This is a genomic window from Halomonas sp. H10-9-1, assembly GCF_040147005.1.
GTDB lineage: Bacteria > Pseudomonadota > Gammaproteobacteria > Pseudomonadales > Halomonadaceae > Halomonas.
Genome location: NZ_JAMSHO010000001.1, coordinates 2,763,526 through 2,778,031 on the forward strand (window position 1 = coordinate 2,763,526; position 14,506 = coordinate 2,778,031).

At 63.8% G+C, this 14,506-nt stretch carries 15 protein-coding genes; 5 read left to right on the forward strand and 10 right to left on the reverse strand.

All coding sequences use genetic code 11. The features are described from left to right. Positions 1-9 precede the first annotated feature (9 nt). The 3 genes from istA to NFH66_RS12680 all read left to right on the forward strand — a co-directional run bounded on the left by istA (position 10) and on the right by NFH66_RS12680 (position 3,640). The gene (gene istA, locus NFH66_RS12670; RefSeq protein ID WP_502878638.1) at positions 10-1,533 is read left to right on the forward strand and encodes an IS21 family transposase; all 1,524 of its coding nucleotides are present in this window, start codon (positions 10-12) and stop codon (positions 1,531-1,533) included. Then, positions 1,526-2,299, forward strand: a complete 774-nt coding sequence (gene istB, locus NFH66_RS12675) for an IS21-like element helper ATPase IstB (protein ID WP_349607654.1) — start codon at positions 1,526-1,528, stop codon at positions 2,297-2,299. Before istA ends, istB begins: the two co-directional genes overlap by 8 nt. An 825-nt stretch (positions 2,300-3,124) precedes the next feature. Then, a complete protein-coding gene (locus tag NFH66_RS12680) occupies positions 3,125-3,640 on the forward strand; it encodes a hypothetical protein (RefSeq protein ID WP_349610586.1) in 516 nt (171 codons plus the stop codon). Between the two features lie 34 nt (positions 3,641-3,674). On the opposite strand, the gene NFH66_RS12685 is transcribed toward NFH66_RS12680, so the two are convergent. The 3 genes from NFH66_RS12685 to NFH66_RS12695 form a co-directional block, all read right to left on the reverse strand. Further along, positions 3,675-4,469 (reverse strand): reverse transcriptase domain-containing protein, encoded by a 795-nt coding sequence (locus NFH66_RS12685; protein WP_349610587.1) that lies wholly within the window; start codon positions 4,467-4,469, stop codon positions 3,675-3,677. Positions 4,470-4,848: 379 nt separating this feature from the next. Beyond that, positions 4,849-6,237 (reverse strand): KamA family radical SAM protein, encoded by a 1,389-nt coding sequence (locus NFH66_RS12690; RefSeq protein ID WP_349610588.1) that lies wholly within the window; start codon positions 6,235-6,237, stop codon positions 4,849-4,851. 205 nt (positions 6,238-6,442) lie between these two features. Further along, positions 6,443-6,673 carry a DUF2798 domain-containing protein gene (locus NFH66_RS12695; RefSeq protein WP_349610589.1) on the reverse strand — a complete coding sequence of 77 codons (231 nt, stop codon included), beginning with the start codon at positions 6,671-6,673 and terminating at the stop codon, positions 6,443-6,445. Positions 6,674-6,794: 121 nt separating this feature from the next. Between NFH66_RS12695 and NFH66_RS12700 the strand changes: the two genes are divergently transcribed. Both NFH66_RS12700 and NFH66_RS12705 read left to right on the forward strand, forming a co-directional pair. Further along, entirely contained in the window at positions 6,795-7,616 is an 822-nt protein-coding gene (locus NFH66_RS12700; RefSeq protein ID WP_349610590.1) for a carbon-nitrogen hydrolase family protein, read from the forward strand. 23 nt (positions 7,617-7,639) lie between these two features. Beyond that, positions 7,640-8,152, forward strand: a complete 513-nt coding sequence (locus tag NFH66_RS12705; RefSeq protein ID WP_349610591.1) for a macro domain-containing protein — start codon at positions 7,640-7,642, stop codon at positions 8,150-8,152. 4 nt (positions 8,153-8,156) lie between these two features. Here the strand turns inward: NFH66_RS12705 and NFH66_RS12710 are convergent, their stop codons facing one another. The 7 genes from NFH66_RS12710 to modA all read right to left on the reverse strand — a co-directional run bounded on the left by NFH66_RS12710 (position 8,157) and on the right by modA (position 14,299). Then, complete coding sequence (locus NFH66_RS12710) at positions 8,157-9,479, reverse strand: TRAP transporter large permease (RefSeq protein ID WP_349610592.1); 1,323 nt, start codon at positions 9,477-9,479, stop codon at positions 8,157-8,159. Continuing rightward, complete coding sequence (locus NFH66_RS12715) at positions 9,469-9,948, reverse strand: TRAP transporter small permease (protein WP_349610593.1); 480 nt, start codon at positions 9,946-9,948, stop codon at positions 9,469-9,471. The genes NFH66_RS12710 and NFH66_RS12715 overlap by 11 nt, the downstream gene beginning before the upstream one ends. 65 nt (positions 9,949-10,013) lie before the next feature. Continuing rightward, entirely contained in the window at positions 10,014-11,024 is a 1,011-nt protein-coding gene (locus NFH66_RS12720) for a DctP family TRAP transporter solute-binding subunit (RefSeq protein ID WP_349610594.1), read from the reverse strand. Between the two features lie 129 nt (positions 11,025-11,153). Next, positions 11,154-11,642, reverse strand: a complete 489-nt coding sequence (locus tag NFH66_RS12725) for a DUF192 domain-containing protein (protein WP_349610595.1) — start codon at positions 11,640-11,642, stop codon at positions 11,154-11,156. Beyond that, on the reverse strand, positions 11,639-12,784 hold the full coding sequence (locus NFH66_RS12730) for an ABC transporter ATP-binding protein (protein WP_349610596.1): 1,146 nt from the start codon (positions 12,782-12,784) through the stop codon (positions 11,639-11,641). The genes NFH66_RS12725 and NFH66_RS12730 overlap by 4 nt, the downstream gene beginning before the upstream one ends. Continuing rightward, positions 12,777-13,445, reverse strand: a complete 669-nt coding sequence (gene modB / locus NFH66_RS12735; protein ID WP_349610597.1) for a molybdate ABC transporter permease subunit — start codon at positions 13,443-13,445, stop codon at positions 12,777-12,779. The genes NFH66_RS12730 and modB overlap by 8 nt, the downstream gene beginning before the upstream one ends. Then, on the reverse strand, positions 13,445-14,299 hold the full coding sequence (gene modA / locus NFH66_RS12740; RefSeq protein WP_349610598.1) for a molybdate ABC transporter substrate-binding protein: 855 nt from the start codon (positions 14,297-14,299) through the stop codon (positions 13,445-13,447). Before modA ends, modB begins: the two co-directional genes overlap by 1 nt. Between the last annotated feature and the right edge of the window lie 207 nt (positions 14,300-14,506).

Genomic DNA, 14,506 nt, shown 5'->3' on the forward strand with positions numbered 1-14,506 from the left:
GGAGCCGGTATGGCGGTCACCAGCCAACAGGTCACGCTCTATATGTCGCAACGTCAACAAGGCCAGACCCAGGAGGTCGCCGCCGCCAAGGCCGGCCTCTCCGTTAGAACCGCTCGCCGCCTCGAACGCCGGGCCGAGTCCTCCGAGCCGCAGGCATCACGACACTGGCGAACCCGGCCCGACCCCTTCGCCGATGTGTGGGAGACCACGCTCGTCCCCCAGCTGGCCGCCGCCCCGGGCTTGCAGGCACTGACCCTGCTGGAGTGGTTGCAGGAGCAGCACCCCGGCCAGTACCCGGACAGCCTGCTGCGAACCCTGCAGCGCCGGGTCAAGGGCTGGCGAGCCGCGCACGGCCCGGAGAAAGAGGTAATGTTCCCGCAAACCCATGGCCCCGGGCTGCGCGGCCTCTCCGACTTCACCGAGCTCAAGGGGATTGTCATTACCGTGGCAGGGGAGCTGCTTGATCACCGGCTCTACCACTTCCGCCTGGCCTACAGCGGCTGGTGTTATGTCCGGGTGGTGCTCGGTGGCGAGAGCTACCCGGCGCTGGCTGAAGGCCTGACCCGTGCGCTGGAGCGGCTTGGCGGTGTCCCCGCGGAGCACCGCACCGACAGCTTGTCGGCGGCCTTCCGCAACCTCGGCCGGGAGGCGGAAGCCGACCTCACCGAGCGTTATGCTGCCCTGTGCGCTCACTACGGCATGACGGCCACCCGTAATAACCCAGGGCGCGGCCATGAAAACGCCAGCATCGAGTCGCCACATGGCCACTTCAAGCGGCGCCTGCAACAGCGCCTGACGCTGCGCGGCTCCCAGGACTTCGCTAGCCTCGATGACTACCAGGCCTTCCTCGATGAGGTGACCACCGCGATCAACCGCCGCAACGCGGCCCGGATCACCGTCGAGCGTGGCGCGCTGCAGCCACTGCCCAGCCGGCCCGGTACCGACTACAGCGAGGTGACGGTGCGCGTCACTACCTCCAGCACCATCCAGGTGCGCAAGGTGCTCTACTCGGTGCCGTCCCGGCTGATCGGCGAGAACCTGCGGGTGCACCTTTACGATGATCGCTTGGTGCTGCATCACGCACAGCAAGCATTGCTGACGCTGAGGCGGCTGCATGCCACGCCGGAAAGCGGCCGGTTGCGGGTCATCGATTACCGCCATGTGATCGGCTGGCTGGTCCGCAAGCCCCGGGCGCTGGCGGGGCTGACGTTCCGCGACGACCTGTTGCCGAGTGCGGAGTGGCGCGAGCTGTACGCCCGGCTGACCGCCGCCTTGCCGGTCGCCGAGGCCTGCAAGCGCATCGTTGGCGCTCTGGCGTTGGCCGCCGAGCAGGACCAGGCCGAGGCGATCGCCAGTTACTGGCTGGGCGCCCTGGCGCGCGGGAAGAGCCCGACGCTGGCCGAGCTCCAGGCCCGCTTCGCCGCCACGCCGAGCGCCACGCTGGTTTTCCCCCAGGTGACTCAGCATGACATCGCCAGCTACAACCATCTGGTGCCCAGCGTGCCGACCACAGAGGTGGGCTGCCATGCCTGATGCCCAGACGCTGCCGCTGCTACTGCGACAGCTCCGCCTGCCCACCATGGCCGCCTGCTGGCCCCAGCTGGAAACCCGCGCCCGAGCCGAAAACTGGAGCCTGCCACAAACACTGGCCGCCCTATGCGAGCACGAGCTGGCCGAGCGTGAGCGACGCCGGCTGGCCCGGCACCTCAAGGAGGCCCGGCTGCCGGTGGGCAAGACGCTGGAGTCCTTCGAGTTCGACGCCATCGCGGCCGAGCAGCGCCGGCAACTGAGCGCCTTGGCCGGCGACACGCAGTGGGTCGACCAGGCTCACAACCTGCTGCTGTTTGGGCCCTCCGGCGTCGGCAAGAGCCACGTGGCGGCCGGGCTCGGGCATACGCTGGTCGACCAGGGTTACCGGGTGCGCTACGCCACCGCCTCAAGCCTGGTCCAGGAGCTCCAGGCTGCCAAGCAGGCACTGCGCCTGAGCGACGCCCTGATCAAGCTCGACAAGTACGCCGTGCTGGTGATCGACGATATCGGCTACGTCCAACGCAGCGAGGCCGAGACGTCAGTGCTGTTCGAGCTGATCGCCCATCGCTACGAGTCGGCCAGCCTGATCATCACCGCCAACCAGCCGTTCAGCGCCTGGGACAGCATCTTCCCCGACAGCATGATGGCAGTGGCCGCCATCGACCGGTTGGTGCACCACGCCACGCTGATGGAGCTGAGCGGGGAGAGCTACCGTAAGCGTGCTTATCAACGACAATTACAAGGAGGAAAAACTGGGTCGTCGGACTGACGACAACTACCCCACCCAACCGGCCATTTTAATTGTCGCCAAGCGGCCAAAGTAGTTGACGTCGCATATGGGTCTCTTAATTTCGTCTCCCCCATCTCTTCGAACCGTTCTTTGTGATCGGATGGGAAGCCGTCTTCGATTGCTTGATTGGCTTTCTCACCGAGCATTTTTGAAGCGGCCTTCATTTCCTCCTTGGGAATAGCTGATGCTGCCCCGCTGATGAGCATAAGGCCGACAAGCGCCAAAATACTATAAGCTGTTCTTTTCCCCATTATCGTTCCCTTTCACAATCGAGTGCGTATAGATTCTCATGTGCAAAATGCTAAGCTAAATTAGCACACACACAGATATCACTCTCCGTCCTGAAATGCAATGTCGTCGCCAGCTCTTTTTACACAGATCAAAAAAGCCCACGCACTGGTGGGCTTTGCTTATTTTTACCTCAGCACAAGTAATCAGGAGAAACTCTAATTCCGGTTTCCCTCCTGAACTGATCAGCTTGCGTCAGGTTACAGACAAAGGCTTACTTTATCATCTCATGATCCACGTAGGCTTTGACAGGCGCAGAAAGAAAAATCCCATCCACGAAGGATGGGCAACTGATAAATCGCATTGTTCTATTCCTTTACCGAATAGTCAAAAGAATAATATATATTTATATACCATTATATATCAAAACCTTTACAATTCTTTCTCCTTGCGTAGAAAGGTAGGTAACAGATCAAACAAATGCGCCCATCATATCAAAAACTTGAACAGCATAAGAAAATAACCTAAGATGAAGAAGTGGTTTCGCCGAATCAAAGCATGTGAGCGCAACAAAAAATGTTTAAAAAAGTCTACGAGAAAAAATTTCCAAGCCAGTCCGATGCCACCTCTTACCTAGACTCTACAGGCTGGGCTTACAACGGGAGAAGGGGATTACTTTCAAAATATCACCTATATGAAGGTTGTGAAATGACTATAGACGGCGAGATTGCAGAGCACCTAAAACTAAAGCTATACCCTGATGGTCACATAAAGCTATTTGTTGATTTTGCGATCAACCGCACCCTTTCCCGAAACTTGCCAAAGAGAGTATGGCCCTCAAAAGACATTTACAACTACATGAAAAAACTGGTATCGGATTACAACCAAAAGTTATCAGTAGATTATGGCAAGGCGTACATAATCAAAGAACAATGGAGCGAACAAAAATGTTCAACCTTTGGCGCTTATAGATTACATGAAGCACAAAGCGGAATTGGTACAGTAGAAGAAAAACAACCTACGAAAAGCTTCATGTCAGCAAAAGAAGCATTTAACTGGGCAAAAGAAAAAAGCCAAAGAAATTTTTTATGAAAATGTGAACCGCGCCAACACAAGAACAAGACCACTAAACCACTAAGTCGCCCGAGGCAAAAAACAACATAGCCTGCCTTTCATTCACAGATCTTACATAGCCCAATATCCCTTCTTTCTGATCTTTGCTATTCGAATTATCATATTCTTCCATAAGTTCCCCAAGCCTTTCTCGGGTTATTTCCAGGCTGTTACTAGAAAGCTCTATGTTAAACGCGGTGATTTTTCCTGATGGAGGCTCTGATTTTCTATCATTTATAGGAAACCGTGACCTTTCAGCCAACCTCCTTGCTTCATCATAAACATATCTCAATCTATCAGCGTCGTCGGATGACAAAATAATATCATCCATATAGACACTCACACTAAACCTCTTATCTTTATAAACTTCAGAAAGAAATCGACCTAAAGCACTTTTGCTCAAACACAACGAAGCAATAACGGGTGATTGTACGAAACCGAATGGAAGTACGTTAGCAAAAGACTCACCTCCATTATTCGGGTGAGTCACTGTAGATTTTTCAGCTATATCTCTTGCTTTAGGGTAACCCACGTAGCCTTTCAAGCTTCTCGTTATCCGGCTTTTCCCGACAGAAGAAAAAAAGTTTTTAATGTCTAGTCGAGCAAAAAATTTATGATGCGCATGAGATCTCAATGCTGCAACATGGCCACCCGATTTTAGGTGGTAATAATATTTAGGCACCTTCCAAAAGTTTTCGACTTTATCTTTTATGAGCCGGCCTTCTTCAGAAGTCTCTTTAGTTGGCACATAAACCCAAGAACCAGGCTTCAGCTCAAATCGGGATGACCATCTAGGGTAACTAGGCATGTTTTATCTATTGGATAGTTAAAAGCCACGCCCAGGAGCGTAATAAGTTCGCGCAGCATCACAATGACAGCTGTCGCAAACAATACGCGATCCCGAGCTAGGCCGTAATTGAATTTCTTCATATCACGTACCTCATCCTCTGCCTTGGCTCACCTAGCGCATCGCGCATGGCTTTAAAACCAACAGGGCGAACAATGTACAAACGACAAACTGTACGCCTACTGTACGTCACAGTGTGACAGGGACGAGGGGAAGGCTGGTGCTGGACCGCCTAACGCCAAGGCAACTTCAATGTAGCTAAGTTCTCTTTTAGCTGCAAGTGGGCCATGAAATAGCCCCCTGCCATCGGAAGAAAGCCGGGAGCTAGCAATTCATTGCCTCACGACGCCTTCATGATCAGCGCCTGCTTCTCGTCCTTCATGGCGGCGAACTCAGCCTCGAAGAAGAACTCGCTCTCCCCCAGCGCCGGTTCCAGGTGGTTCAGCCAGGTGGCGGCTTCGTCATATTTCGCGAAGAAGGGCCGCTGCACCCAGTCGCTATCGCGACCCTGGATGAAACGCAGCACGAAGACCTTCTCGCCCTGAATCTCGGTGACCCCCTGGATCTCCACCTTGCCCGGATCGGCGGACATCGACGGTCCACGAGCCGTACGCGCCAGGCCCGGCACCTGCTTCATCGCCTCGCGGTAGATCTCCCAGGCTCGCACCAGCGGCACCTCGAAGTAGTGACGGGCACCGGTGTCGCGCTCCACGAACATGTAATACGGGATCATCCCCAGGCGCACCTGGGTGGTCCACATGCGTGCCCACTGGTCGGCATCGTCATTGATGTGTTTGAGCAGCGGCGCCTGGGTACGGATCTCCGCCCCGGTGGCGCGGATGCGGCGGATCGCCTCGCGGCAAATGGGGGTGTCCATCTCCTTCCAGTGGTTGAAGTGCGCCATGAAGGCGACATGCTTCCCAGCAGCCACCAACTCTCTGAACAACTCGAGAATATCCTCAGCGTCCGGGTCGGTGACAAAGCGGTAGGGCCAGAACGTCAGGCTCTTGGTGCCGATGCGGATGTCCTGAACGTGATCCAGCTCAGGCGCCATCAGCCCCTCCAGGTACTGACGCAGGTGCTTGGCCTTCATCACCATGGGGTCGCCGCCGGTCATCAGCAGGTCGGTGACCTCGGTGTGCTCGGCCAGATAGCGGTGCAGAGAATCCGCTTCATTGGAGGCGAACTTCAGGTCCTTGTCGCCGACGAACTGCGCCCAGCGGAAGCAGAAGGTGCAGTAGCTGTGGCAGACCTGACCCTGGCTGGGGAAGAACAGCACCGTCTCGCGGTACTTGTGCTGCATGCCGGGCAGCGGCTCGCCATCGAGCAACGGCAGGTTGAGGTCCATCTGCCCCGCCGGATGCGGGTTGAGTTCGGAGCGGATGCGCTCGATCACCGGTTTCATCTCGGCGGCGGTGGCCTCGCGGCGCATCAGCTCGGCCACCTCCTCGAAGTGCTCGGGAAGCAGCATGCCGCGCTGGGGGAAGGTGAGCTGGAAGACCGGGTCTTCGGGCACCCTGTCCCAGTCGATCAGCTCCTCGATCACGTACTCGTTGACCCGGAACGGCAGCACCTGGCTGACGACCCGCATGTCGAAGCGCAGGTCGTCAGGCAGGTTCTGGATCGCTTCGATCTTGTCGAGCTGGCGGTGGGTGTAGACCTTGAACTGACGGGCCTCGAAGGCCTCGGCCGCGGGGCTGCCGAGCTCGATATTGACGCTCTGGTTCATCTCGCCTCCTCATGTTGTCGCGTCCGGCGCCCTGGCACAGGGGCCCAGGGCTTCCGCCACGGGAGGCGGTGCCGGCATCGGTTATCGGGGGGAGGCTATTGGTACAGGGACGAGGCTTGAGTTGCAACTTTGTGCGCCGATTTGCAACGAATGTCGCGAAAAGTTCAGTAAATCGCAACACCCCTTTCATCCGGCGGCTACCATGCTAGGGCTTGCGAATGAGCCCTGCGGTAAGGCGTTGCAGTCTTGGCGCACCGACCAGTATCAACGAGAAGGCGATAGGCCAGGCGATATAGAAGGCACGCCACCAGCGGCCGACAAAACCCTCGCCCAGACCGGTATTGACCCAGGTGATCACGAAGGTCATCAGGAACACCATATACAGCGACATCAACACGGCGAAGACCATAGGCGCGAGGCGCGGCGGGAAGAACATCGGGACTCCTGATAGCCTGAGGGAAGGAGATGGACGGGGCCTATTATAGGCCGACCACCGCGAATGGCTCCCGTGCCCCTTGGTCGCAGGTCACGGGAGGTCGCATGCCCCAGGAGATCCCATGGAACTGCTTGCCTGCCAACCCGCCATACCCGCCATTCGCTGCCGCGGCGACCAGCTCGCCTGGCTGCGCCAGCTGAGCCGCGAGATCGAGTCCCGTTGCCAGGCGAGTCGTCCCGACCTGATCGTGCTGCCCGAGCTCACCACCCTGGAGTACGGCAGCAGCGCCTTCGCCTGCCTGAGGGACCTGGACGACGACCTGCAGGGGCCGGTCCACGAACGCTTCAGCGAGCTGGCCCGGCGCCTGGAGTGCACCATCGCCTATGGCACCGCCCGTCGCAGCGCCCGGGGCCGCCATATCAGCCAGGTGCTGGTGGGGCCGGATGGTGCCCTGGCCGGCGTCTACGACAAGCTGCACTGTGCCCAGTTCGGTGCCTCCGCCGAAGCGGCCCATTTCACGCCCGGCGAGTCTCTGCTGGTGTTGGACATCGCCGGCTGGCGGGTCGGTGTGATGATCTGCTACGACCTGCGCTTCCCCGAACTGGCACGGCGCCTGGCCGCCGAGGGAGTGGAGCTGGTGCTGCACCCGGTGGCCTTCACCCGCGACTTCTCCTTCGCCAGCTGGCACGCCTTCGTCACCGCCCGCGCCATGGAGAACCAGCAGTGGTGGCTGAGTCTCAACCGCGCCGGCGAGGCCTGGGGCCACTCCCTGCTCTGTCCGCCGCTGGTGGACGAGGCGCACCCCGTGATGGACTTCGGCCCGGAGGAGAGGTGGCAGAGACTGACGCTGTCGAATGCGGCGCTGGCCGAGGCCCGGGAGCAGCTGCCGCTCTCCCGCGACCGTCGCGACGACCTCGCCGGGCTGCCGCTGTGGCGGCCCTGAACGAACACAACCGAGGAGGCCGCATGATCGAATGTATCCAGGGCGATATCGCCCGGCAGCCCGACATCGAGGCGGTGGTCAACGCCGCCAACGCCCAGCTGCGCCCCGGCGGCGGCGTGGCCGGCGCCCTGCACCGCGCCGCTGGCCCCGAGCTCGACCGCGCCTGTCGCTCCCTGGCGCCGATCCGCCCGGGCGAGGCGGTGATCACCGCGGCCTTCGCGCTGCCCAACCAGTACGTGATCCACTGCCTGGGGCCGGTCTACGGTGTGGATGAGCCGGCGGAGGCACTGCTCGCCGACTGCTATCGCAACGCCCTGGAGCTTGCCGAACGCGAGGGCCTGCACTCCATCGCCTTCCCGGCGCTCTCCGCCGGTGCCTTCGGCTACCCGCTGGAGGAAGCCGCGCGGGTGGCACTGGAGACGGTGTCCACCACCCTGACCCGCTGCCCGCACCTGGAGCGGGTGCGCTTCGTGCTCTTCGATGCCAGGAGCGCCGCGCTCTTCCGGCGTCTACTCGACGAGCTGCAGGCAGGGTAGCAACCTACCCCACGTTGTAGCCGAGGGTTCGCGGCAACCACAGGGCGATCTCAGGGAACACCGCCACCAGCGCCAGGGCGCCGGCCATGGCCACCACGAACAGCAGCGCCCAGCCCACGGTCTGCTCGAGGCGAATCTTCGCCACCTCGGTGGTCACCATCAGGTTGACCGCCACCGGCGGGGTAAACTGGCCGATGGCGATGTTCATCGCCAGCAGGATGCCGAACCACACCGGGTTCCATTCGAAATGCTGCATCACCGGGATCAGGATCGGCATCATGATCAGGTAGATGGAGATGGCATCGAGCAGCATGCCGGCAGCCAGCACCGCCAGCATGACCAGCACCAGCAGCACGACCCCGCTGTCGGAGAGCGAGATGATCCACTCTGCCAGGTGGCGGAAGGTGCCGAGCATGGTGCCCGCCCAGGCGAAGATGCCGGCCAGGGCGATGATCAACATCACCACCCCGGAGATCACTGCCGCCTCGCCAAACAGCGCCCACAGATCTCGCCAGCCGAGCTCGCGGGTGACGAAGAGCCCGATCACCACCCCGTAGGCCACCGCCACCACCGCCGCCTCGGTGGGCGTGAAGAGCCCCGAGCGCAGCCCGCCGAGGATCAGTACCGGCGCAAACAGCGCCGGCAGTGCCTGCGTGAAGGTCTCGCCTACCCTGAGGCGCTCGGCTCCGGCGACCGACGCGCCGCCCTCCCGGCCACTCCCTTCCCAACCATGGCGCCGGGACACCAGCATGGCGGGTATCAGCAGCGCCAGGCCGGCGAGGATACCGGGGAAGAGCCCCGCGGCGAACAGCGCGCGCAGGTCCACCCCCGGCACCACGATGGAGTAGAGGATCAGCGCCACCGAGGGCGGGATCAGGATCGCCGTGGAGGCCGAGGCCGCGATCAGGGTCGCCGAGAAGGGCTTCGGATAGCCGGCCTTGGTCATGCTTGGCAACATCACCATGGCCACCGCGGCGGCATCCGCCGGTCCCGAACCGCTCATCCCGCCCATGATCATGCACACCAGCACCGCCACCAGGGCCAGGCCGCCGTGGTGCGGTCCGATCAGCGCCTGGGCGAAACGCACCAGGCGCAGCGCCACCCCGGAGCGCTCGAAGATCAGCCCGGTCAGGATGAACAGCGGGATGGCGATCAGCGGGTACTTGGCGATGCCGTTGTAGGTATTGGTGCCGAGTGTGGCCAGCATCGCCGGAGACAGCCCGCTGAGAATGCCCACCGCCCCGGCCAGCGCCAGGGAGAAGGCCACCGGTACCCCGGCGATAAGCAGCCCGGCGAAGGCCAGCAGCATCCATAGGTCAGCACTCATCAGCGAGCCTCCCACGCAGGCGGTCCCATGTCTGCTGCAGCTGGCGCACCAGCATCACCGCCGCCAGCACGGGCAGCCAGACGATATACCACCACTGGGGCAACCCCAGCCCCGGCGAGGTGCTCTCCCACTGGTACTCCTGCCAGGCCAGTCGGGCGCCGAACCAGGTGATCATGCCCAGCACCACGACTCCGCAGAGCCCCTGGAAGAGCACCAGCAGCCGGCGCGGGCCGGGAGGCAGGGCCCGCTCCAGCATGCCGATGCGGATATGGCCGTTGCGGCGCAGCGCCACGGCGGCACCGGCGAAAGTCAGCACCACCAGCAGGAACACCGAAAACTCCTCGGTAAAGGCGAGCGAGCCGCCAGTGATATAGCGGGTCACCACATTACCCAGGCTGATCAGCGAGATGATCACCAGGGCCAGGGCGGCCAGCCAGCGCTCCGGCCTGGCATCGGGAGAGGGCGTCATGGATACCTCACAAGGCAGCGGCCGGCCACGAGGGCCGGCCGGTCAGTCGGAAGAAAGAGCGGGGATCAGCGTGCCTCGACGGCGGCTCGGGCGGCCTCGACGATCTCCTCGCCGATCTCGGGAACCCACTCGTCGTGAACGCCGGCGGTGGCCTCGACGAAGGCCTGATACTGATCATCGGAGAGCTCGGTAACGGTGACACCACGCTCCTGGATGGCGGCCAGCCGCTCGCCCTCCTGCTCGCGGGTCATGGCAATTTCCCACTCGCCCGCCGCCACTGCGGCCTCGCGCAGGATCTCGCGGTCGCCCTCCGCGAGGGACTCCCACACCTGACGGTTCACGGCGAAGATCAGCGGGTCGTTCATGTAGTTCCAGAGGGTCAGATGCTCCTGCCCCACCTGGTCGATACGCGCCACGTCAAACACCGAGAGCGGGTTCTCCTGGCCGTCCACCGCGCCGGTGGTCAGCGCAGGCTTGGCATCGGCCCAGCTCATCTGGGTGGGGTCGGCGCCCAGGGCGTCGAAGGTGTCCTGGAACAGCGGCGAGCCCACCACACGAATCTTCAGTCCTTCCAGATCGGCGGGCTCGTCGATCGCCCCACGGGAGTTGGAGAGCTGGCGGAAGCCGTTTTCGCCCCACCCCAGCGGGATAACGTCGCGGGACTCGATGGCCGCGAAGATCATCTCGCCGGCCTCGCCGCCGGTCACGGCATCCACCGCCGCCTCGTCGGGCAGGAAGAAGGGCAGCGAGAACAGGTTGAGCTCCGGCACCTGGGGCGACCAGTTGATGGTGGAGCCCACCGCGGCATCGATCAGGCCAGAGCGCATGGCGGAGAACTCACGGGTCTGGTCGCCGTTGACCAGTTGGGAGTTGGCGTAGACGCGCATGGTGATACGCCCCTCGGTGCGCTCCTCTACCAGTTCGGCCCACTTCTCCGCCGCCTGGCCCCAGGGGAAGGCATCGGAGAGCACGGTGGAGACGGCGATCTCACGGGCCTGAGCAGAGAGCGAGGCGGAAAGTACGGCGGCGCCGGCCAGGGCGGCGGCCAGCTTGGCAAGCGGTCGATGGTTAATCATGGCATGTCCTTGCAGCGGTGCCTCAGGGGCTTCGAGGCGCGATTATGGTTATGGGGTGTACGATGCGGCGGCAAGGCCGCTCGCTCCTATTCTAAGGCGCCCAGCGTTGAATGACAGCCCGCGGTCGCCCTACTCGCAGCGTGTCTCCGCCCCTGGCCAGGCGACACAGTCACCCACGACGATACCCAGCGCTTCGAAGGTGCCGGCGTTGACCTCCAGCGCTGCCCGATAGGGCTCCCCCGAGCGGGTTACCGCACAGTCGGCGGGAACACTCGAGCCGCAGGGCTGCATGGTATGGGTCGCGACGATGCGCCCCGCCCCGTCGATGAAAGCGATATCCAGCGGGATCAGAGTGTTGTACATCCAGAAGCCGCTGCCACCGGGCCGCTCGGCGGCATAGAGGAAGAGCATGCCGGCGCCTTCGGCGAGCTGTTCGCGCCCCATCAAACCGCGGCGGCGCTCGGCCGGATCATCCGCCACCTCGACCCGGAAGGCATGCTTTCCCGAGTCGCCGTGAACGGCGAGCCACCAGCGCTCCGCGGCTGTCTCGGCGCGGCTCGCCTTGGCGATCATGAGCGGCCCCAGAAGCAGGATGGCAACGTGAAGGAGGCGTTTCATGGCAGGCTCCTGGGATAATGACCGGAGGCGGGTGCATCCAGCATCAGGTGGATCCCGGCGGCGAGCAGCGAGACTCGCACCGCCTCGCCCCGGGCCAGGCCGTTGCGGCGGGCGGCATGGGTGGCAATCTCGAAGCCGAGCCGCCGCGGGGTATGGTCGAAGGCCAGGGTCACCGAGGTCATTCCGCCCAGCACCACCAACTCCTCGACGCGAGCACTCACCGGGTTCTCGCGCTCGCCGAGCGAAGGTCGCCCACGGCGATGCAGCACCACGTCGGAGGGCGGCAGATACCAGGTCACTCGAGCGCCCAGCGGCAACGACGCCAGCCCCTCGGCCACCTCCAGGCGCCATGGTCCCCAGGCCAGGCGGCGTTCGCCCCCCTCCTCCGCCACCTCGCCCTCGAAGACGTTGTGGCGATCGAGCAGTCGGGCCACCGCGGCAGAGGCCGGACGGCGGAACAGCGCTTCCGGCGGGCCATCCTGCAGGGTGCGACCGGCGTGCAGCACGCACAGGCGGTCCGCCAGCGCCGCCGCCTCATCGAGATCGTGGGTGACCAGCACGATGGGAATGCGGATCTCCTGACGCAGCAGCGCCAGCTCGCGCTGCAGGCGCCGCCGGGTGACCTGGTCCACCGCCGAGAAGGGCTCATCGAGCAACAGCACCTGGGGATTGCGCGCCAGCGCCCGGGCCAGCGCCACCCGCTGCCGCTGGCCGCCGGAGAGCTCGCCGGGGTGACGCCCGGCCAGGCCATCCAGGCGCACCCGGGAGAGCCACTCCCCTGCCCGCCGGCGGCGCTCGGCGGACGGCAGGTGTCCCAAGGCGATCATGACATTGCCCAACGCCGTCAGGTGGGGAAAGAGGGCATAGTCCTGGAACACCAGCCCGACACGCCGTCGCTGAGCGGAAAGGGAGAGTCGTCTGCCGGCATCGAACCACAGGGCACCACCGCAGGCGATGCGCCCAGCGGCCGGATGGTAGAGCCCGGCCACCGCGCGCAGCAGGGTCGTCTTGCCGCTGCCGGAGGGACCCACCAGGGCCAGCAGCTCGCCGGCCGCACAGTGGAACTCGGCGGCCAGCGGGATGGGCCCCGACTGGTGGAGGCTGACGGAGAGGCTGACGGCGGGGGCGGCAGGCTCAACCACGGCACCCCCTCCGTCGACCCGCCATGCCGTACACCACGCCGATGGTAAGGAAGGAGGCCAGCAGCAGCATGGCCGACATGATCCCGGCGCCGGCCTCATCGAAGGCCTGCACCCGGTCGTAGATGGCGATGGCCAGGGTGCGGGTCTCGCCATCGATGGCGCCGCCCACCATCAGGATCACCCCGAACTCGCCCAGGGTATGGGCGAAGGTGAGGGCCAGGGCCGAGACGATACCCGGCCACACCAGCGGCAGCTCGATGCGCCACAGGGTGTGCCATGGCGACAGCCCGCTGCACCAGGCCGCCTCGCGCAGGTTGGCCGGCACCGCCTCGAAGGCGCGCTGCACCGGCTGCACCGCGAAGGGCAGGTTGGCCACCAGGGAGGCGATCAGGATGCCCTCGAAGGTGAAGTTGAGCCCCTCTCCGAACAGCCGCTGCCAGAGCCCCCCGAAGGGCGCCTCGACGCCGAAGGCCTGCATCAGGTAGAAGCCCAGCACTGTGGGCGGCATCACCAGCGGCAGGGCCACCAGTGCCTCGCCAAGCGGCTTGGCCCGCGAGCGGCTGGTGGCCAGCGTGCGCCCCAGCCACAGCCCCACCGGCAGCAGCAACAAGCAGGTCAGGGCCGCCAGCTTGAGCGAGACCGAGAGCGCGATCCAGTCCATCAGGGACCAGCATCTTCAGGGAGGCGGAGGCCATCGCCGGGGGGGCGAAAACCATCATCGGGGGGGCGAAAACCATAGCCGGCCAGGATCGCGCGCGCCTCCTGCTGCTGCAGCCAGGCATAGAAGGCCCGCGCTGTCTCACCAGCACCCTCGACCAACGCCATGCGCTGGATGAGTGGCGCATGCCAGGATTCGGGAATCAACACATGCTCGCTGCGCGCGGCGATGGGCGGTGCCAGGGCCAACGACCAGGCCACCAGGCCGCCACGGGCATCACGGGTAAGGGCGAAACGGGCGGCCTGGGAGACGTTCTCGCCCAGCACCCGCAGCGGCGCGCTCGCCTCCCACAGCTCAGCACGCTCCAGTACCTGGCGCGCCGCTACCCCGTAGGGGGCGTGCTCCGGATTGGCCAGGGCGAGCCGCGGCCGGCCCTGACCCGCCGCATGGGCGTCGATCGCCTCGCGAACCGCGGCCAGGGGGGCCGACGCCGGGGGCAGCTCCCCCTGCCCTCGCGGCTGCAGCCAGGCCAGCCGTCCCACCGCATAGACCACCCCCGCATCCTCGAGGTGGCCCGCCTCGTGCAGCGCCAGCACATAGCCCTCGTCGGCGGAGAGATAGAGCTCGAACGGGGCCCCCTGGGCGATCTGGCGGCGAAAGTTGCCGGACGAGCCGAAATTCAGGCGCAGCTCGCGGCCGGTCTCGGCCGTGAAGCGTTCGGCGGCCTCGCCGAGGGCAAACTGCAGGTCGGAGGCCGCGGCCACGGTGGGTGGCTCAGCGGCGATAGCCAACGGTGACAGCAACAGGGCAAACCCCAGCAGCAGGGCGCGACACCCCGCGCGGGTGAAGGGTGACATGGCGAGGCTCCGCAAGGCATGGATGGCCGCATTGTCCGACACCCCGCCGACGCCCACAACCCGCCCGGTGTGCCTGTTGCCAGCGACGCCGGGGGCAGGTCTGGAGGGGGGCCGAGGAGCTGGGAAGGTCGAGGTAGCGCCCAGGGAGGGGGCACAGCGCCCCGAACAGGCCTGTCGCCGGATTCAGGCGCGGCGGCACCTGGCGCT